Origin of the sequence: Paenibacillus mesotrionivorans, assembly GCF_046098205.1 — a bacterium.
Classification (GTDB): domain Bacteria; phylum Bacillota; class Bacilli; order Paenibacillales; family NBRC-103111; genus Paenibacillus_AR; species Paenibacillus_AR mesotrionivorans.
Genome location: NZ_JBJURJ010000026.1, coordinates 16,355 through 34,408, shown reverse-complemented (window position 1 = coordinate 34,408; position 18,054 = coordinate 16,355). Strand labels below are relative to the sequence as shown.

Below are 18,054 nucleotides of genomic sequence, written 5' to 3'. Positions count from 1 at the left end.
GCGGCCAGCACCATTCATTTGAAACAAACGCATTCCACCTAAAAACAAAAAAAGCGGCACAGAGCTTCCGCTCCATACCGCTGTTGGTTGATGGTTTATTTCGCTGCCGGACTTGCCGCAGGACTGGTGCTGGCCGCAGGAGAGGCCGCTGCGCCTGCCGATGCCGCAGGGGAGGCTGCCGCACTTGCACTGGCTGCCGGAAGAGTGATTTTGAATTCCAGCTTGGGCAAATCATTGGTGATGAAATCGCCGATCATCTTGTCGGCAATTTCCGTCCGGATGTCTTCCTTCACTGCGTCCACGGATTGCACCTCACGCTTGTCCACACGGAGAATATGGTAACCGAAGGAGCTCTCGAAGGGCTGGCCTACCTGGCCTACCGGCTGGGTGATGGCTGCTTCCTTGAAGGCAGGATCCCATACGGAAGGATTTTGGTTTTCGTATTTGCCTTCCTTATCCTTGGATCCCGGGTCATCGGAATATTCCTTGGCCAGCGCCGCGAAGTCGCCTCCGCTTGCCAGCTTGGCTTTGACCTCATTGATCCGGGTCAAGGCTTCCTCCTTGGTGCGCAGCTCCTTGGTGCCTGTGGCGTCGTTGGGGTCCTTCAGCGCAACCAGAATATGGGCCACCGATGCCAGGTCATACACATGGGGATCTTCCTTCAGCTTGGCATCGTAATTAGACTTGATTTGATCGTCCGTCACCTTGCCGCTGGTATCCTTCAGCACAGTAGTGCTTAGTGTCACGTATTTCTCCAGGTCCTTCTTGGTAACCTTCAAAGTTTCCAGCTGCTTGTCGAAGGCGCCCTTTTCTTGGGAGTTGTAATACTCCTCCATTTGCTTGATCTGGTCCTTGGCTTCCTTCTCCGCTTCCTTCTTGGTGTCGTCGGAGGCCTTGCCGGCCATGATCTTCAGGGTAGCCAGCTGCTTCAGCAGGTACTCCTGCATTTCCGGACTGCCGGCCATATCCCCGTACTGGGAGAAGAAAATACTGTGGAACTGGGTCAGCTCCGTTTGCGTAATTTCCCCGCCTGTATAGGTAGCGACAACGGTTTTGTCGCCTTCCTTCTTGCCGCAGCCGCTGACAATCAAAGCCGCACCCAACATGACAGCCAAAGCCGCTTTGGGCAAGCGGGCGTTCTTAAGAATTTGAAACATTCTCCAGTTCCCCTTTCGGTTTTAGAGCTTCCTTATATTGTACCAGAAACCGTTCCAACATACCGATGGACTGCTCCGGCGTCAAACCTTTGCCCTTCATAATCATCATGTTCGGGGAACCGGGCACAGGCCGGATCCGGTTCTCGAAGGCCTGCTGGCTGACCGCAAGCTTCTTCTGATCCACCTGCTCGGCCATATTGCCCGAGAAGAGAATTTCCACATCGTCTCCGCGCTGCCGGATGGTTTCGATCCGGTACTCGGAGCCGTAAATCCGCAGACGGGCCACGGTAAGCAGATGTTTGACAGCGTCAGGGATATCCCCGAACCGGTCAACCAGCTCCTCCTCAATATCCGCCACCTCGTCCAGGCTGACGGCTGTAGCCACTTTCTTATAGATTTCTATTTTTTGCATACTGTCATAAATATAATCCGACGGTAAATAGGCGTCAAGCTGCATCTCGATTTGTGTCGAGAAGACACGTTTCTCCTCCGGCTCCTCCCCCAGCTCCACCTTGCGCTTCTTGATTTCCTCAGTGAGCATCTGGGAATACAGGTCAAAGCCTACGGAAGCGATAAAGCCGTGCTGCTCCGCCCCCAGAAGATTGCCTGCGCCGCGGATGGACAAGTCCCGCATGGCGATTTTGAAGCCGGACCCCAGCTCCGTAAACTCCTTGATCGCCTGCAGACGCTTTTCGGCCACCTCCGTAAGCATTTTATCCCGCTGGTAGGTAAAATACGCATACGCGATCCGGTTGGAGCGCCCTACCCGGCCCCGCAGCTGGTAGAGCTGGGACAGCCCCATTTTGTCGGCGTCATGGACGATCAGGGTGTTGACGTTGGGGATGTCCACACCGGTTTCGATAATGCTGGTGCTGACCAGCACATCGAACTCCCCGTCCAAGAAATCCAGGATGGTTTTCTCCAGCTCCTGCTCGCCCATCTGGCCATGGGCTACCGCCACCCGGGCGTCTGGCACCAGCATGGTAATCTGGTCGGCGATCTGCTGGATGCCCTGCACCCGGTTGTACAGATAATACACCTGGCCCTCGCGGGCCAATTCCCGTTCGATGGCCTCACGGGTCAGGGAATTGCTATGCTCCACCACATAGGTTTGTACGGGGAAGCGGTTTTCCGGCGGCGTCTCAATAACCGACAGATCCCGCACACCCAGCATAGACATATGCAGCGTCCGCGGGATAGGGGTAGCTGTCAGCGTCAGCACATCCACATTGGATTTCAGCCGCTTCAGCTTCTCCTTGTGCGCCACGCCGAAGCGCTGCTCCTCATCCACGATGAGGAGGCCCAAGTCCTTGAAGATCATATCCGCAGACAACAGACGGTGGGTGCCGATGACAATATCAACGGTGCCGTTTTTGATGCCCTTGATCGTTTCGTTCTGCTCCTTCTTGGAGCGGAAGCGGGAAAGCACCTGGATATGGAAGGGGAAGCCGGAGAACCGCTCACGGAAGGTTTCATAATGCTGCTGCGCAAGAATGGTGGTCGGCACCAGCACCGCTACCTGCTTGCCGTCGATGGCCGCCTTGAAGGCCGCCCGGATGGCCACTTCGGTTTTGCCGTAGCCCACGTCACCGCACAGCAGACGGTCCATGGGGCGGCTGCGCTCCATATCCACCTTGATTTCGTCGATGGCCCGGGCCTGATCCCGAGTTTCCTCGTAGGGGAACATCCCCTCGAAATCCTTCTGGTACGGCGTATCCTTGCTGAAGCCGTAGCCGGGCCGCGCCTGGCGGTCAGCATACAGCTTGATCAGATCGTCGGCAATATCCTGAACGGCGGAGCGGGCCTTGGTTTTGACCTTATTCCAATCCGTGCCGCCCAGCTTGTAGATCTTCGGCTCCTTGCCTTCATCTGCGCCGATGTACTTCTGGATCAGGTCGATCTGCTCGATGGGAACGGAGAGTTTGTCGCCCCCGGCATATAAAATGTGAATATAGTCCTTATGGATTCCGTTAATTTCAAGCGTGCCGATGCCTACATATTTCCCGATCCCGTGATTGACGTGGACAACATAATCGCCCACCTTCAGCTCCTGGTAGCTCTTGATCCGTTCGGCATTCTCCAGCTTTTTGTCGATCTTCCGGACCTTCCGCTGCTTCTGAGTGAACAGCTCGCCTTCGGTAATCACCACCAGCCTCACTGCCGGCAGCTCAAAGCCTGCCTGGAGGTTGCCGTCCAGCAGCTGGGGCTCCTCGATATGGTAGTCCTGAAGGACGCGGCGCACCCGGTCCAGACGCTCCTGGCCCTGCGCCAGGAGAATAACCTTGGCCCCCGTCTTTTTCCAGCGCTCCATCTCGGACTTGAGCACATTCATCTGGCCGTGGAAGCTCTGCATGGAACGGCACACCATGTTGACGATGTTCTGCGGCTGGGTGCCATGGACCTGGCGCAGGAACAAGCTCAGATACACAGTGGGAAATGGCTTGCGGAACAGCAGCGAATCATAGGTTTTGGACATGACAAACGCAGGCAGGCACTTGCCCTCCTGCAGCATGCTGGTCATCCACTCAGCTTCATCCCGCTCCAGCTGCTTGGCGGTTTCCACGATGCGGCTAGGCTCATCAACGACGAGGATGGTATCCTTGGGCAGCTGATCCAAGAGGGTCTCCCGTTCCGGATAGAGAAGGGAGATATACTTGGCGATTCCCGGGAAAAATTGCTCCTGCCGGAGCAGCTCAATCTCATGCATCAGCTCTTCCTGCAGCTTCTGCTTGGCGCTCCGGTCATTCATCTTGCCGAGCTGGGCTTGAAGGAGCTCGTAGGCATGCTGGGATGCACTCTGCAACCGCTTACCGTCGGCCAAAATCTCGCGGCACGGCACAATCTCCACCTGCTCCAGCTTCTCGAGAGACCGCTGCTCGGTGGCATCGAAGGTGCGGATGGAATCCACCTCGTCATCGAAGAACTCCACCCGAATTGGGTTGGGGGCGGTCATGGGGAAGAAATCCAGAATCCCGCCCCGGACGCTCATTTCCCCTTTATTCTCCACCTTGTCATTGCGCTCGTAGCCCATTGCAGAGAGGCGCTTGAGGAGCCCTTCCAGCTGTACCCTGTCACCGAGCCGTATGGTTATCCGCGCCTCCGCAAACACCGCCTGCGGCGGCAGCAGCTTGCGCAGCCCTGCGTAAGGCACCACCAATACGCCGCGGAAGCCTGAGGCCAGGCGCATCAAGGCGTCAATACGGCGGGCCAGCATCTCCGGGCTCTGCGCGGCCATCTCGGCCACAAGCAGCTCCTGGACGGGGAACAGCGCCACCTGGTCGGAGGAGAGGCATTCCGCCAGGTCCTCGGTAATCTTCTGGGCAGCATACATGTTATGGGTTAAAACCACAATTGGCCGCTTCATCTCCTCCGAGAGAGCGGCAATGGCCATTTGGCGGGCGGAGCCGGACAGGCCGGATATAATCTGCTCATGCAGTCCATTCTCCAACCCGGCCAGGATCGACCGGAAATCCGTATCTTGTGAAAAAGCACTCATCAAAGCCTGTAACACCGGACCAACTCCTTATCCCCATGCAAGAGCCGCCCATGCCAATGAGCACGGGCAGCGGATGGATACACAACGAACGGCGTTTAGGTCAACGCCGTTCCTTTTGCCGTTTATTGTCCATGTTCAGGGAAGAAACGGCTGAAAGGCGCCCTTCCGGCGCCGTGCGGCCGCCCGTATGTAATCGGGCATCTTCCCTTATACAGCCAGAAGCGCGAGGCTTCTTACCGGTAAAAAAAGCCTTGGGCTTCATCCACCAAGGCCTCTTCATCACTTTGCTTACTGCAGCGGATTGGCAACCAGCATCAGCTCGGGATTCGTCTCCAGAGCCTGCTTACAGTAATCGCAGGTTACCTTGACGGTTACGTCTCCGTTCACGCTATAAGCTATTATATCGCTCCGCTCTTCGAGGGTCAAGGAATGGAAGCCCAACTGCGCCTCCGTAAGATGGCTGCCGTTTAACCGGCCCACCTCCGTGCCGCAATGCGGGCACACATACCGAACATCCATAACAGCAGTTCCCCTTTCCAGCCATACCGGTTTTTGTGCCAGGTCTGCACGTTATCCTCCAGTATGTCCGGATTAGAGCCATTTTATGAGAAGGCTCCCAGGGATTAAGGTGAATTAGCCGTTGAATTTGGCCATGGTTTGCTCGAAGGTGGCGGTGAAGGTATGGGTCATCGCCTCACCAACCCGCTCCAGAATCAAAGGAATTTCCTTAACCTCCTCCTTGCGGAAGCCGGCCAACACATATTGGACGATATCGTAGCCTGCAGGCGGCCGGGAAATGCCGATGCGGATGCGGTTGAAGGTTTGGGTACCGGTATGGGCGATAATGGACTTGATCCCGTTATGGCCTCCCGCACTTCCCTGATACCGCAGCCGGATTTGGCCGAAGGGGGTATCCATATCATCATAGAGCAGGACCATATCCGCAAGGCTGGCCTTATAAAAATCCATAAACCCGCGCACGGCTTCCCCTGACAGGTTCATGTAGGTTTGCGGCTTGAGCAGCGCTACCTTTTCACCCTGCACCATCCCTTCCGCCACCAATCCCTTGCACTTGGAGACGGATTTCCAGGATAATCCCCACTCCGCCGCCATGCGGTCAACGGCCATGAAGCCAATATTATGCCGGGTGCTCTCATACTCCCTGCCCGGATTCCCCAAACCAACAAACCATTTCATTCTGTATCGCTCCTCTCGTACATCCTTCGATTATAGCAAATCCGCACGAAAAAAATAATTTCGGTAAGCCGCAAACTATATTCCCTTTGGCTTTGTCTTTCCTGTGGGCCCTACTTTGTCAACATACTCCTCCGAAGGAGCATCCGCCTATGTACCTCTTCGGTCAGATTCTGACCCAGGATATTCACTTTCTTCACCATATGGAGCATGAAATCCCCGTGCAAGTTTATCTGGGGGCCCAACATGCGGACATTGGTTTTGTAAGCGGTATCTCGCCGCACTTTATCCGGATCGGTCCGGTATATTACACCCGAGGCGTCTACCGTTTTGTATCCAGACCGGGCTACTAGCAGCCAACAGACGGAGAAGCTCGGCCTAACACAAAAGAGCGGACGCGTACTGCGCCCGCTCCATTTTGCTTATGAGAGAACCTGGTGTTAGGTAACCGGCTCCGCATTTTTGGCAGCTTTGGCAGGAGCCGCATCCTTTGCGGTTGGCTCTGCCGGAGTCTCCTCCACTTCCTTCTGCGGCGCCAGAATCGTCACCACCACTTCATCCTTATGGGTTTTGAGCTCCACCCCTGCCGGCATCTGCAATTCTCCGGCGGTAATGGTATCTCCCATATCCAGCCGGGTCACATCCACCACAATGGAGGCAGGGATTGCGGCCGGAAGACAGCGCACCTCCACCTGGTGAAGCTGAATCTGCAGCATGCCGCCTTCCTCTTCACCCTTGGAGTCGCCAACGAAGTCCAGGGTAACCTCGGTGCGGACCGGCTCATTCATATTGATCTGGTGAAAATCAATATGCAGCAGATTGCTGTTCAACGGGTCCCGCTGCACATCCTGGATCATCACCGTCTGTTTGCCTGAAGAGCCCAGCTCCAGCTCGATAATCCCGTTGGCATGGGATCGCAAAAGCGAAGACAGCTCCCGGTTATCTACTGTAACCAGGACGGAGCCGATTGTCTTGCCGTATACCACACCCGGCACACTGCCGGAGGAGCGGAGATGCTTTACTCCGGATTTAGTTAGATTGCCTCTGGTTTGAGCCTGCAATGATATCGCCATAATTGTTGGTAGAGCCTCCCTTAAACGGATTTCAGGTTAAGCCGCTTTTTTCCTGTGCGTCTTTCACTAGATTGCCCGTTTTGGAAGGATTCCAACCCTTGATGGACCAGATGCGTTAAATTATTCCTCAAACAGCTTGCTGATAGGCAGCTGCTCGTGAATCCGGATAATCGCCTCGCCGATGGTCGGCGCCACGGACAGCACCCGGATCTTCTCCGAAGGATTGGTGTGATGCAGCGGGATAGTGTTGGTCACCACCAATTCCTTCAACGGGGAATTGGCAATACGCTCCATGGCCGGTCCGGACAATACCGGGTGGGTGGAGCAGGCATATACGTCCGTCGCGCCGTATTCCATCAAGGCGTTGGCGGCCAAAACCATGGTGCCGGCGGTATCGATGATATCGTCCACCAGGATGGCGGTACGGCCCTTGATGTCGCCGATGATATTCATCACTTCGGAGACATTCGGCTCCGGACGGCGTTTGTCGATAATGGCCAGAGGCGCAGACAAATAATCCGCCAATCTGCGGGCGCGCACAACGCCGCCATGGTCGGGGGAAACAACGGTAATATTGGGGAGAGCCTTGTTGCGGAAATACTTGCCGAGGATCGGGTTGCCCAATAGATGATCCACAGGAATATCGAAGAAGCCCTGAATTTGTGTCGCATGCAGATCCATGCTGATTACCCGGTCCGCACCGGCGGTTTCGATCATCTTCGCCACCAGCTTGGCGGTGATGGGGTCGCGGGAACGGGCTTTCCGGTCCTGCCGCGCGTAGCCGTAGTACGGAATCACCACGTTGATGCTGTTGGCGGAGGCGCGGCGCAAGGCGTCCACCATAACCAGCAGCTCCATCAGGTTATCATTGACGGGCAGACAGGTGGACTGGATAACAAATACATCGCAGCCCCGCACACTTTCATTCAGCTTGATGCGCACTTCACCATCAGCGAATTGCAGCGCTTCAGAATCGCCCAAGGATACCCCGATGTAGGAGGCAATTTCCTCCGCCAGCTTGGGATTGGAGTTACAGGTAAAAATCTTCAACTTCGGATCTAAGTATGACACAAACAGTTCCTCCTAAGGGCTTCCCTTTAGGGAAGCCGGCTTCGTAAGCGTAATCTTGAGTTTTTGCTGGGGCAAAAACTGGCATCGTAAGCTTTAGCTGGGCTTCCCTTTAGGGAAGCCGGCTTCCTAAGCGTAACTACCACTACAACAGGACCAAACCGATGTTCCCAAAAAAGAACGAACTGCAAAAGTGCAGGTAATCAAAGCAGATTGTCTGACCAGCCGGGGTTCAACTGCAAAAGTGCAGTTATTCTCCCCACAACCTGCCGTTTCCGGGAAAATAGCCCCCATTAACTGCATTTTTGCAGTTACAGCCCATAAAAAGAACTCCTTTGGGACAAATTAACTGCACATTTGCATTATAGCCTCTCCGATTCCGGCAAGGCCACAGGATAATATTGCTACTGAGCTATTATAATGGGAATACATCCTGTATTTGATCCAAATTCCAACTCATTCTGCTCCCTATAATACTCATCCGATGCGGCGCACGACCGGCAAAGGCCTACTTCTTTTCCTTCTTGGCCTTGAACTTGTTGCGCAGCTTTTCGGCATAACCTTCCTTATTCACCTGGCGCACCCGGGCGATAGCCAGATCATTGTCGGGCACCTCATGGGTAATGGTGGAGCCCGCAACCACAAACGCACCGTCCCCAACCCGCACCGGCGCAATCAAATTCACATTGCTGCCAATAAAGGCATTGCTGCCGATTTCCGTACGGGATTTGTTGAAGCCGTCGTAGTTGGCTGTAATGACACCACACCCGATATTGGTATGGCTGCCCACAGTGGCATCTCCGACATAGCTCAGATGAGGCACCTTGCTGCCTTCCCCGATAACGGCGTTCTTAATTTCTACAAAGTCCCCAACCTTCACACCATCCGCCAGATCCGCGCCTGGACGCAGATACGCGAACGGCCCGATATTCACATCATTGCCGGTTTTGGCTTCCAGCAGTACGGATTGTTTGATGTGCACACCGTTGCCCACCACGGAGTCGGTCATTTCCACATTGGGTCCGATGACGCAGTCCTCACCGATGACGGTTTTGCCCTTCAGCACACAGCCGGGGAGCAGCACCGTATCCGCACCGATAGACACACCCTTCTCCACATACGTATGGGAGGGGTCCGTTACCGTCACACCGTCGAGCATCAGACGGCGGACAAGGCGCTCCCGCATCAGCCGCTCCGCTTCCGACAACGCCACCCGGTCATTTACTCCGATGGCTTCAGCCGGATCCGTTGTCTGCCAAGCCGCTACCTTATGTCCGTCCTCCTGCAGAATCCGGATCACATCCGTGAGATAATACTCATTTTGCGCATTGTTGTTGGTCACCCTGCCCAATGCCGCAAACAGCTTCTGGTTGTCGAAGCAGTACGTGCCGGTGTTGATCTCCTTCACCAAAGCCTGCTCCGGCGTACAATCCTTCTGCTCCACGATGCCCATAACCTGGCCGTCACCGCTGCGGACCACCCGGCCGTATCCGGTGGGGTCTGACAGCTCCGCAGTCAGCACAGTGGCCGCAGCTCCGGACTGCCCATGCACCTCAATCATCTTGCGCAGGGTTTCCTCCATCACCAGCGGAGTATCACCGCAGACAACAACCGTGATGCCTTCCTCTTTCTCCAGCAAAGGAGCTGCCTGGAGCACAGCGTGACCGGTTCCCAGCTGCTCTTCCTGCATCACAAACTCCGCCCGGCTGCCCAAATAAGACTTGACCGTTTCGCTGCCATGGCCAACCACAACCACATTGCGGGAAGCGCCGAGCCCTTCAACGGCATCCAGAACATGGCCGACCATCGGCTGGCCGCAAACAGGGTGAAGCACCTTGTACAGCTTCGACTTCATCCGTTTGCCCTTACCCGCTGCCAGGACAATACTGAGTATGTTCAAATTTATCATCTCCATCATAAATTCCAATATGAATATATCCTACTTTCCGGCAAAAGAAAAGAGAGCCCCGGAGGCTCCCACGGAAAATGCGGTTATTTTATGCTCCCTCTTCCATGACTTCTTCCTCGACAGCGGCTCTTTCGTACTCAGCCAGAACGGCTGCCTGAATTTTTTCCCGGGTGGCGGAAGAGATGGGATGAGCGATATCCCGAAACTCTCCGTCGGGAGTCCGCTTGCTGGGCATAGCAACGAACATTCCGTTATTTCCGTCAATAACGCGAATGTCGTGCACGACGAATTCGTTGTCGATGGTAATGGAGGCGATGGCCTTCATTCTTCCTTCGGAATTCACGCGGCGGAGTCTGACATCAGTAATTTGCACGTTTACGTTCACCACCTTTTTTTTAAGCAGGACTTGCTGTATATTTCCACAACAGCTGGGAAAATCCTTCTTTTTTGTGCTTAAAAAAAAGGTTTTTTTAAAAATATTTATACAACTTAAACTATTTCGACATTTCTCAACGCGATGCATTCTATTTCGACAAGAACATCCTTCGGCAGGCGTGCAACCTCTACAGTAGAGCGTGCCGGCTTATGATCCTTGAAGAAGGAACCGTACATTTCGTTGAACTCTGCAAACAGGTTCATGTCCTTCAGAAACACGGTGGTTTTAACCACTTGGGTTAACCCCGACCCGGCTTCCCGAAGCACAGCCTCCAGGTTCTTCAGCACCTGCTCGGCCTGCTCGGCAATACCCCCCTCCAGAAGGGTCCCGTCCGCGCGGAGGGGAATCTGCCCCGAGGTATACACCATATCGCCTGCGATTACGGCCTGGGAATACGGCCCGATAGCGGCAGGAGCTTCTGCCGTCGCAACAATTTTGACCATAACAATGCTTGTCTCCTTCCGGCGGCCAGCCGGCAAGGCGGATTCATCACCCACGATGCCGTTTACTGATCCGATTCAAAATAATTACCCAAGACCACCTTCACCTGCTTGCTGCGCGAATCCACATGGGTCAGACGGGCAAGGGAGATATAATCCTCCACCAAATGCTCTTCCACCTCATCGGAATCCACGAACACGCCAACACCCTTCACTGTCGCCCGGAACTCCGACAACAGATCCATCATACCGTGAATGGTGCCGCCTGCACGCATGAAGTCGTCGATAATCAATACCTTGGCTTCTTCCTTCAACGCCCGTCTAGAGAGAGACATGGTCTGGATCCGCTTGTTGGAGCCCGACACGTAGTTAATGCTTACGGCGGAGCCTTCCGTCACCTTGTTGTCCCGGCGCACAATCACCACCGGCAGGTTCAGGAACGTAGCCGTGGCATAAGCAAGCGGAATTCCCTTGGTTTCTACCGTCATAACCACATCGATATCCCGTCCGGCAAAAGCGGTTGCAAACATCTTGCCAATTTCATTCAGAATCATCGGACGGCCCAACAGATCGGACATATACATATATCCGCCCGGCAGAACCCGCTCCGGCTGCTCCAGCTGTCTGCATATATCCACCATGAAGATCTCCGACTGGGCCTTGGAGACCTTCGGAATAAACTTCACACCGCCGGCGGCTCCAGCCAATGTAAGGAGATCTCCCAGCCCTTCTGATTCACACACTTCCTTGATGATGGCCAAATCCTCGCTGATGGACGACTTGGCTGAATTGTATCGCTCAGCAAAGGTTGTCAGCGGAATCAACGTATGGGGGCGAAACAGCAAGTATTGCGTCATTTCTACCAATCTTGCGCTTCGCTTTAATTTTTTCATGCATGCACCCCCGATTGCGGATCATATCCACACTCAAATCCGAATATTATAATGAGAATATATCATTTATGTCCGTATTTATTCAAGTTCCCAATGAAATTGTTTCTTACATGCAGCTAACATCCTTCTGCATTTCGGATTAGGGGGCGGCATGCTCCCCGGTCAGCATCCTCACCGCATAGACTTCCTTGCAGAAGCCGCGAAGCCCGTTGTAGATCCGCTGTGCCTTTTTTTCCTTGGAGCAAAGGGCAAAAACCGTAGGACCGCTCCCGGACATCAGCACTCCATCCGCACCCAGGCGCTCCATGCAGTTCTTCAGCTGCCTAACCTCCGGATACAAGGATAATGTAACCTCTTCCAAAACATTGCCCAAGCCGTCGCACAGGCTGTGGTAATCCTTGCTCCGGATAGCCTCCGCTACAGCCGCCGTGTCCGGATGCTTCGCAATCCGGGAGGCATTCAGCTTGCCGTACACATCTGCGGTAGACACATTGATGGGGGGCTTGGCCAGCACCACCCAGCATTGGGGCGGGGAATCGATAAACTCCAGCTTTTCGCCGCGTCCGCGGGCAATTGCGGTGCCGCCGGTTACACAGAAAGGCACGTCTGATCCCAGCTCGGCTCCCAGCGTACGAAGCTCCCCGTCGGTGATGCCCAGCCGCCACAGGCGGTTCAGCCCCCGAAGCGTAGCCGCCGCATCGCTGCTTCCTCCGGCAAGACCGGCTGCCACCGGAATTTTTTTATCCAAATGAATATAGACCCCTTGCTTCACATCATATCGGTCCTTGATCAATCTGGCTGCCTGAAAGGCAAGGTTCTTCTCATCCAGCGGAATATACCCCGCCTGGCTGGAGATAATGATGGCATCCCGGTCCAGCTCTTTCATTTCGATCCGGTCCGCCAGGTCCACCATCGTCATAATCATTTCTACTTCATGATAACCGTCCGGCCGCTTATGCAGCACGTCCAGGGTAAGATTGATTTTGGCTGAAGCTTTTTCCATCACTCGCACAAGGCTGCACCTACTTTCAATAACGGCCTGATCCAACTTTACATATTATAGCAAACCCCGTTGGGAAAAGCATCTGGCGTGCATCGGGCGGGTTTCAAATAAAGCCGAGGCGTATAAAACGCCCCGGCTTGTATGGCTGCTCTATTCGGTTCGCGATTATCTTCCCGGTGGCTGGCCCTGTCCTTGTGCCTTGGCTGCCTGCTCGGCCATCTGGATGGCCCGCTTCACCATATTTCCCGCATCCTTGGTGGTGATGCCGCCCCAGCCTTCCCGCTGGACAGTATTGTAAAAGCCCAAATCCTTCGCCAACTCGTACTTCAGCTGCTCCGACATAACCCCGCGGCGCCTTCTGCCCATTTCACAATCCCTCCTTGGGTTTCATTCGTCTTTACCGGTAGGATGCGCAGACAGAGCCGGTTTTAGCCGCAGGTATTTGATGTTTATGAAACAAAAAAAGAAACTCCGGCAAAAATCACCGGAGGCTTGCGGCGGTCTCGCAGGGTTACCCCTGAATGTATGTAACCCGCATCTGGCCATCCTCATTGCAGACAGTCACTTCCACTGTCTCTGTCAGAATGTCCGCGTAGCTGTAGGAAACTCGTTTGAAGCTTTGCTGGTCCTGGTCCAGCTTGACAATAAATACAGAAGGGTAGGTTTCTTCAAGCACACCTGAACGTTCAATGGTTTTCCTCCGGCCGCCGTTGGCGCGGAGAGTAATCTTCTGTCCCACATGTGTTTCCATGGTACGTTTGATCTCCAAAAGCGCATTTTTAGCCATGGACTACTACCACCTCTTTCTACCCCATTATACCTCAGATTGTCCATCTTGTCAAATGAAGCCAAATATTATACCAGTGAAGAAAACCAGTTGTCAATGGTAATCCCCATAACCCGTTTTTAATATGTCCTGAACCCGTTTCCTTTATCCGTCTTTTCCAAAAAAAGAAAAACCGCCCTCCTGGTGACCAGGCGGACGGCATCGGACGTTCAGTATGTTTTAAAGCCCGGAATTCCCAGGCGGTAGCTGCCGCGGGTATCGATTCCTCCAAGCCCCTCCAAACCGCTCATGGTATGCTGGAGGATATCCGCCATCTGGACGGTATCCTTGATGGGGGTAAACGCCACCTTGGCAGCGATGTACAACGGATCCAATGCATGGATCAGCACCCGCCCCGGAGAGCTGGCATAATTGGCTCCGGCCTGCAGCAGTGCTTCAAAATGGGATTGGCAGGCTCCCGCAATAATAACCAGGGCATCCCGGTTGCGCTCATACTTCCGGGCCGTGCGGACCGCATTTACGAAGTTCTGGGAGTTTTTATAGCTGGACAGACTCTGCGTATCTTCATCCTTCACATCCTTGAGAATCCCGTCATGCCCGGTAATCACCACGATATCCGGATGCACCTGGGGCAGGAGCCGGGTCAAAACCTCCGCCATGTTCTGCTCCGGCACATAGATGCCTTCCGCCGGCACACGAAGATCCCCGTAGAGCCCCATGCTTTTGCGCAGATAATTGGGGTCCCCATCCAAGTGGAGCACCTTGCCCGGCACCTCGAAATGCCCGGAGGACTGGCGGCCGCTTCTTGCGGCGGGAGCCGCCTGCTTGACCGGCTGGGGCAGGCTTTTCGTCATCACGCTGCGCATTTCGGTGCACCGCTGCTGCATATCCTCCTCATGGCGGGCGATGCGGTTCTCGGGCGCAGGACTCAAGTCCGCGACGGACGCATCCGCCAGAAGCCGCACATCTACCCCCCGGAGCAGCGCAGTCTGATATGAAAAATCTTGAATTTTAAAAATGACGTCACCGCCATAGGATTTCCGTACCACCAGATCGCCTTGCTTCATTGCGCCTATCCCCTCCTCACGATGTATCGTATGGCAGGACTGGGCGTTTGGTGCGGTGCAAATCAGGAATTCAAGCAAAAACTCCCCCGCCGGGTGCCGGCAAGGGGAGTAAATGCGCTTAAACGCTGATTCCGGCCTCCTGGAGGGCTTCCGTAAGGCGCGCGAACTCTTCGAGGCTCAACGTCTCACCGCGGCGTATAGGATCGATTCCGGCCTTCTCCAGCGCTTGCTCCAGAAGATGCCGGGTTTCTTTCCCGAAGAACCGGGTTAAAAGATTATTAAAGATGGTTTTCCTCCGTTGGGTAAAGGAGGCCTGCACCACCTGAAAATACAGCTCTTCATCCGATACCTGGACAGGCGGAGCCTTGCGCAGCCGCAGCCGGATCACGGCGGAGTCCACGTTGGGCTGGGGGATGAAGACGGTGCGGGGAACAATGGCCACTACCTGGGGCTCGCAATAATACTGCACAGCGATGCTCAGGCTGCCGTAATCCTTGGTGCCGGGTTTGGCCGCCATCCGGTCCGCCACTTCCTTCTGGATCATCACCACGATGTTCTCCAGGGGGATATGCTCCTCCAAAAGTCGCATGACAATAGGCGTAGTCACATAATAGGGCAGGTTGGCCACCACGCTGACACCCTTCACATCCGCGAAGTAACGCTGGAACAAATCATCCAGATCCACCTTCAGAATATCCCCATGAACCACAGACGCATTGCCGTAGGCCGACAGCGTTTCCTCCAGAACAGGCAGCATCCGCTGGTCCAGCTCCACTGCCACCACACGTCCCGCACGTTTAGCCAATTGCTGGGTCAGAGCCCCCAGTCCGGGGCCGATTTCCAAGGCTCCCTTGGACTCGTCCAATTCAGCCGCATTCACGATATTGCCCAGGATATTGAGATCTACGAGAAAATTTTGGCCAAGGCTTTTCTTGGCAGTAATACCGTATCGGCCAAGGACATCCTTCGTTCTGGCCGGAGATGCCACATCCGCAGGGGAATGGGGTTTTGTCATTGGAAGCCCTCTTCACGAAAAAGCTTCAGCGCTTCTTCGAATTCTTTCCGTGTGATTTGAAACATCTGGCATCTTTTTAAGAATTGCTTACCGTTGGCATAGCCAATCCCGAGCAGGCGCCCCATCGCTTCCCGCCGGGCTGCCGCATCCGGATGAACCAAAAGTCCTGCGTCCATCAGATCATCCTGGGTGATTTCCGATTCGGCCGACTGATAGTCTGTTTTCAGGTTTTCCAGCGCCTTGCGGATCATCTCCGGGGTTGCGTTCTCAATGCCCACATCGCCGTTTTTGGTGGTTTCCTCCTGGCTCAGGAAAGCCTGCTTGCATCCCGGAAAGCGAGCGGTAATCAGCCGCCGCAGCCGTTCTCCTGCATGATCGGGATCGGTGAAGATAATAACACCCCTGCGCTTCAAGGCCAGACGGATCTTTTCGTAGACGGCCTGATTGATAGCGGAGCCGCCGGTTTCAATGGTCTCGGCCTCCACGGCACGCTTTATAGCCGCCGTATCGGATTTACCCTCCACCACAATAATTTCTTTTAGCATAGACGCAACTTTTCCCTTCGCCGCTTCGTCTTAATAAACAGGAAGAGAAGAGGCCGGCAGCCTCTTCTCGAAAGGTATCCACTTGGAACAAGCCCTAGCCGGACAGATCCAAACCCGTTAGTCGGTAACCGGCTTTTTCGGACCAATCACATACACCGTATAACCTCGCTTGGTGCCAAACTTGTTGGCATACGCATTGCTGTCGAAGTATACGTCGATCTTATTGCCCTTAATGGCGCTGCCTGTATCCTCGGCACGGCGGAAGCCGATGCCTTCGATATAGACCCACCAGCCCATGGGAATCACACTTTTGTCCACAGCAATGGTACGGCCCTCGGTTACAGTCGTGCCGCTGGAGGTCACACCGTATTGCGGGTGGTCCTCATCCTTGCCTGTGGAGGCCACGCCGGCAGAATATGCCGTCAAGGTCACATTGTTCAAGATCTTCTTATAGCCAAAGTTTACCCCGTTCTTGGTGACTTCATCCATATTGGGAGAGCTTGCGCTTAACACGGTTACCACCGGAGCCTTGGTGCCCACGGCTACCACCTTGCTGACGCTTTCGGCGGCAATCGTTTCGTCCACCTTGTTCTCCGCTACCAAAACGCCATCCTCGTAAACCTTTTCTGTTTTGATAACCTTGGTTCCTTCTACGCCGTCCTGAACAACCTCTTCCTTGCCCTTCAGCAGGTTGCTGTCATTCTGCTTCACCGTTTCGAAGGCAATCGGCTGCGACTGCTCAGCGATTTCCTTGGTGACGCGGACGATCTTGATTTCTTCCCCGGCGCCTAAGTTTTCCTCCAGTGCAGGAGTAATCTTATCCAGCGGGTCCGTGCCAATATTTAAATCCTCCAAAGCGCCTGCAACCGTCTTTCCGGTTGTATACAACGTTAAGGTCTTTCCATCGGCAGTCAATTGCACCGGCGAGGTGTGATTCAGCACAATGACGTCCCCATTCCGCAGCTTGGTATCCACAGGCAGGGAAATACGGTCATTCTCACCGTACGAAATTGCTTTTTCATCCAGTAGGTGTTTAAGAACATCTTGCCGCGTTACAACCACGGTTTCTTGTCCGTCCACCACTACGGATACGCTCTTGGTAGCCGTACCGTACAACAACATGAAAAACATGAAGGCTAAGGCGATCGAGAAAGCTGCTGCTATAATAATTCTGCGCCCGTTTTCATGCTCCCATCGCAATGCGAAGGCCATGCTGGATGATCGTTTTTCATGGGTTTCCTGAACAGGGATAGCGCCCACTTCAATCGGTCCTCCTTCATAGTCCGCCGTCTGGTATGATACAGGGTTCTTTTGACGTGACTATTGGTTTGATTATAACTTCATGCTTAAAAACCAATTCTCCTCGCATTCAAAGCAGGCTGCAGCCGGAATCTGGCTCCTCGCGCAGCACCTCCTTCGCGAATATGATGAGCGGTTGAATTATGAATATCACGGGGAACAACATAAATAGCCCCGTGAAGAGGTATCTTCTCGTGGCAAACTAAGCATAAAAATGCACGACAAGTATCCTCTCTTCAACGCTTACGAGGTTAGCTGACGGATTCGGACGAAAGAGTCGCCCTACCTCTCCGGGCTGCAAAGCAGCCGTCAAAAGGATTCACCCCAAAACCGTGCCGTCACTTCAAGGCCGTCCACAAAGCCATGAAGCTGTTCACATTCGGTTCCCCCGTTTTCCAAAATGGAAACTCAGCGAATTGGAAATTTGGCAAGCACTATTAAGTTATCATGTGTTGTATATTAATGCCTCAGGCTAAAGTTGTAAATAGCGAAAAGTCCATAAATCGGTTAAAATTAGCCATGTATGCGATTAAAAATGGTTTTTTTATCTCATTATCTCACTCGTTTTATCCATTATCTCTTTATTTCTTAATTTCAATGGCTTATGACGGCTTAATTATGAATTTTTTATTGCTTTCCTGAAAGAATTATCAAAAAATTTTGACATCGAAG

18 protein-coding genes and 1 riboswitch are annotated in these 18,054 nt (G+C 53.9%); of the genes, 1 reads left to right on the top strand and 17 read right to left on the bottom strand.

Annotated elements, in window-relative coordinates:
• Positions 1 to 95: 95 nt before the first annotated feature.
• The 4 genes from ACI1P1_RS27915 to pth form a co-directional block, all read right to left on the bottom strand.
• On the bottom strand, positions 96 to 1,157 hold the full coding sequence (locus ACI1P1_RS27915) for a peptidylprolyl isomerase (protein ID WP_416219843.1): 1,062 nt from the start codon (positions 1,155 to 1,157) through the stop codon (positions 96 to 98).
• Positions 1,141 to 4,653, bottom strand: a complete 3,513-nt coding sequence (gene mfd, locus ACI1P1_RS27910; protein ID WP_416219885.1) for a transcription-repair coupling factor — start codon at positions 4,651 to 4,653, stop codon at positions 1,141 to 1,143. Before mfd ends, ACI1P1_RS27915 begins: the two co-directional genes overlap by 17 nt.
• A 288-nt stretch (positions 4,654 to 4,941) precedes the next feature.
• On the bottom strand, positions 4,942 to 5,172 hold the full coding sequence (locus tag ACI1P1_RS27905; protein WP_416219842.1) for an anti-sigma-F factor Fin: 231 nt from the start codon (positions 5,170 to 5,172) through the stop codon (positions 4,942 to 4,944).
• A gap of 114 nt (positions 5,173 to 5,286) precedes the next feature.
• Positions 5,287 to 5,850, bottom strand: coding sequence for an aminoacyl-tRNA hydrolase (gene pth / locus ACI1P1_RS27900; protein WP_416219841.1), 564 nt, complete (start codon positions 5,848 to 5,850; stop codon positions 5,287 to 5,289).
• Positions 5,851 to 5,999: 149 nt separating this feature from the next.
• Here pth and ACI1P1_RS27895 point away from each other — a divergent pair, with 149 nt between their 5' ends.
• The gene (locus tag ACI1P1_RS27895) at positions 6,000 to 6,200 is read left to right on the top strand and encodes a hypothetical protein (RefSeq protein ID WP_416219840.1); all 201 of its coding nucleotides are present in this window, start codon (positions 6,000 to 6,002) and stop codon (positions 6,198 to 6,200) included.
• Between the two features lie 87 nt (positions 6,201 to 6,287).
• Here the strand turns inward: ACI1P1_RS27895 and ACI1P1_RS27890 are convergent, their stop codons facing one another.
• From ACI1P1_RS27890 to ACI1P1_RS27830, 13 genes are all read right to left on the bottom strand, one after another.
• Complete coding sequence (locus ACI1P1_RS27890) at positions 6,288 to 6,920, bottom strand: 50S ribosomal protein L25/general stress protein Ctc (RefSeq protein ID WP_416219839.1); 633 nt, start codon at positions 6,918 to 6,920, stop codon at positions 6,288 to 6,290.
• A gap of 120 nt (positions 6,921 to 7,040) precedes the next feature.
• Entirely contained in the window at positions 7,041 to 7,991 is a 951-nt protein-coding gene (locus ACI1P1_RS27885; RefSeq protein ID WP_416219838.1) for a ribose-phosphate diphosphokinase, read from the bottom strand.
• Between the two features lie 505 nt (positions 7,992 to 8,496).
• Positions 8,497 to 9,888, bottom strand: a complete 1,392-nt coding sequence (glmU, locus tag ACI1P1_RS27880) for a bifunctional UDP-N-acetylglucosamine diphosphorylase/glucosamine-1-phosphate N-acetyltransferase GlmU (RefSeq protein ID WP_416219836.1) — start codon at positions 9,886 to 9,888, stop codon at positions 8,497 to 8,499.
• Positions 9,889 to 9,985: 97 nt separating this feature from the next.
• Positions 9,986 to 10,270: a septation regulator SpoVG gene (spoVG, locus tag ACI1P1_RS27875; protein WP_113022039.1), complete on the bottom strand. Its 285-nt coding sequence runs from the start codon at positions 10,268 to 10,270 to the stop codon at positions 9,986 to 9,988.
• A gap of 116 nt (positions 10,271 to 10,386) precedes the next feature.
• The gene (locus ACI1P1_RS27870) at positions 10,387 to 10,776 is read right to left on the bottom strand and encodes a RidA family protein (protein ID WP_416219835.1); all 390 of its coding nucleotides are present in this window, start codon (positions 10,774 to 10,776) and stop codon (positions 10,387 to 10,389) included.
• A gap of 62 nt (positions 10,777 to 10,838) precedes the next feature.
• On the bottom strand, positions 10,839 to 11,666 hold the full coding sequence (gene purR, locus ACI1P1_RS27865) for a pur operon repressor (RefSeq protein WP_416219834.1): 828 nt from the start codon (positions 11,664 to 11,666) through the stop codon (positions 10,839 to 10,841).
• Positions 11,667 to 11,805: 139 nt separating this feature from the next.
• Complete coding sequence (ispE, locus tag ACI1P1_RS27860; RefSeq protein WP_416219833.1) at positions 11,806 to 12,678, bottom strand: 4-(cytidine 5'-diphospho)-2-C-methyl-D-erythritol kinase; 873 nt, start codon at positions 12,676 to 12,678, stop codon at positions 11,806 to 11,808.
• A gap of 156 nt (positions 12,679 to 12,834) precedes the next feature.
• Entirely contained in the window at positions 12,835 to 13,035 is a 201-nt protein-coding gene (locus ACI1P1_RS27855) for a small, acid-soluble spore protein, alpha/beta type (RefSeq protein WP_416219832.1), read from the bottom strand.
• 145 nt (positions 13,036 to 13,180) lie between these two features.
• Positions 13,181 to 13,456 carry a biofilm formation stimulator Veg gene (gene veg / locus ACI1P1_RS27850; RefSeq protein ID WP_416219831.1) on the bottom strand — a complete coding sequence of 92 codons (276 nt, stop codon included), beginning with the start codon at positions 13,454 to 13,456 and terminating at the stop codon, positions 13,181 to 13,183.
• Between the two features lie 209 nt (positions 13,457 to 13,665).
• Entirely contained in the window at positions 13,666 to 14,523 is an 858-nt protein-coding gene (gene yabG / locus ACI1P1_RS27845) for a sporulation peptidase YabG (protein ID WP_416219829.1), read from the bottom strand.
• A gap of 118 nt (positions 14,524 to 14,641) precedes the next feature.
• Positions 14,642 to 15,538 carry a 16S rRNA (adenine(1518)-N(6)/adenine(1519)-N(6))-dimethyltransferase RsmA gene (rsmA, locus tag ACI1P1_RS27840; protein ID WP_416219828.1) on the bottom strand — a complete coding sequence of 299 codons (897 nt, stop codon included), beginning with the start codon at positions 15,536 to 15,538 and terminating at the stop codon, positions 14,642 to 14,644.
• Complete coding sequence (rnmV, locus tag ACI1P1_RS27835; protein ID WP_416219827.1) at positions 15,535 to 16,083, bottom strand: ribonuclease M5; 549 nt, start codon at positions 16,081 to 16,083, stop codon at positions 15,535 to 15,537. The genes rsmA and rnmV overlap by 4 nt, the downstream gene beginning before the upstream one ends.
• A gap of 117 nt (positions 16,084 to 16,200) precedes the next feature.
• Positions 16,201 to 17,343, bottom strand: a complete 1,143-nt coding sequence (locus tag ACI1P1_RS27830; protein ID WP_416219826.1) for a ubiquitin-like domain-containing protein — start codon at positions 17,341 to 17,343, stop codon at positions 16,201 to 16,203.
• A 264-nt stretch (positions 17,344 to 17,607) separates the two neighbouring features.
• Positions 17,608 to 17,806: riboswitch (cyclic di-AMP (ydaO/yuaA leader) on the bottom strand.
• Positions 17,807 to 18,054: the final 248 nt, after the last annotated feature.

What these genes read in the sequence shown, in the direction of transcription:
- ACI1P1_RS27905 (WP_416219842.1), bottom strand. Translation starts at nt 5,172, where the DNA reads ATGGATGTTCGGTATGTGTGCCCGCATTGCGGCACGGAGGTGGGCCGG.
- pth (WP_416219841.1), bottom strand. Translation starts at nt 5,850, where the DNA reads ATGAAATGGTTTGTTGGTTTGGGGAATCCGGGCAGGGAGTATGAGAGC.
- ACI1P1_RS27855 (WP_416219832.1), bottom strand. Translation starts at nt 13,035, where the DNA reads ATGGGCAGAAGGCGCCGCGGGGTTATGTCGGAGCAGCTGAAGTACGAG.
- veg (WP_416219831.1), bottom strand. Translation starts at nt 13,456, where the DNA reads ATGGCTAAAAATGCGCTTTTGGAGATCAAACGTACCATGGAAACACAT.
- mfd (WP_416219885.1), bottom strand. Translation starts at nt 4,653, where the DNA reads ATGAGTGCTTTTTCACAAGATACGGATTTCCGGTCGATCCTGGCCGGG.
- rnmV (WP_416219827.1), bottom strand. Translation starts at nt 16,083, where the DNA reads ATGCTAAAAGAAATTATTGTGGTGGAGGGTAAATCCGATACGGCGGCT.
- ACI1P1_RS27895 (WP_416219840.1), top strand. Translation starts at nt 6,000, where the DNA reads ATGTACCTCTTCGGTCAGATTCTGACCCAGGATATTCACTTTCTTCAC.
- ACI1P1_RS27890 (WP_416219839.1), bottom strand. Translation starts at nt 6,920, where the DNA reads ATGGCGATATCATTGCAGGCTCAAACCAGAGGCAATCTAACTAAATCC.
- rsmA (WP_416219828.1), bottom strand. Translation starts at nt 15,538, where the DNA reads ATGACAAAACCCCATTCCCCTGCGGATGTGGCATCTCCGGCCAGAACG.
- ACI1P1_RS27915 (WP_416219843.1), bottom strand. Translation starts at nt 1,157, where the DNA reads ATGTTTCAAATTCTTAAGAACGCCCGCTTGCCCAAAGCGGCTTTGGCT.
- yabG (WP_416219829.1), bottom strand. Translation starts at nt 14,523, where the DNA reads ATGAAGCAAGGCGATCTGGTGGTACGGAAATCCTATGGCGGTGACGTC.
- purR (WP_416219834.1), bottom strand. Translation starts at nt 11,666, where the DNA reads ATGAAAAAATTAAAGCGAAGCGCAAGATTGGTAGAAATGACGCAATAC.
- ACI1P1_RS27870 (WP_416219835.1), bottom strand. Translation starts at nt 10,776, where the DNA reads ATGGTCAAAATTGTTGCGACGGCAGAAGCTCCTGCCGCTATCGGGCCG.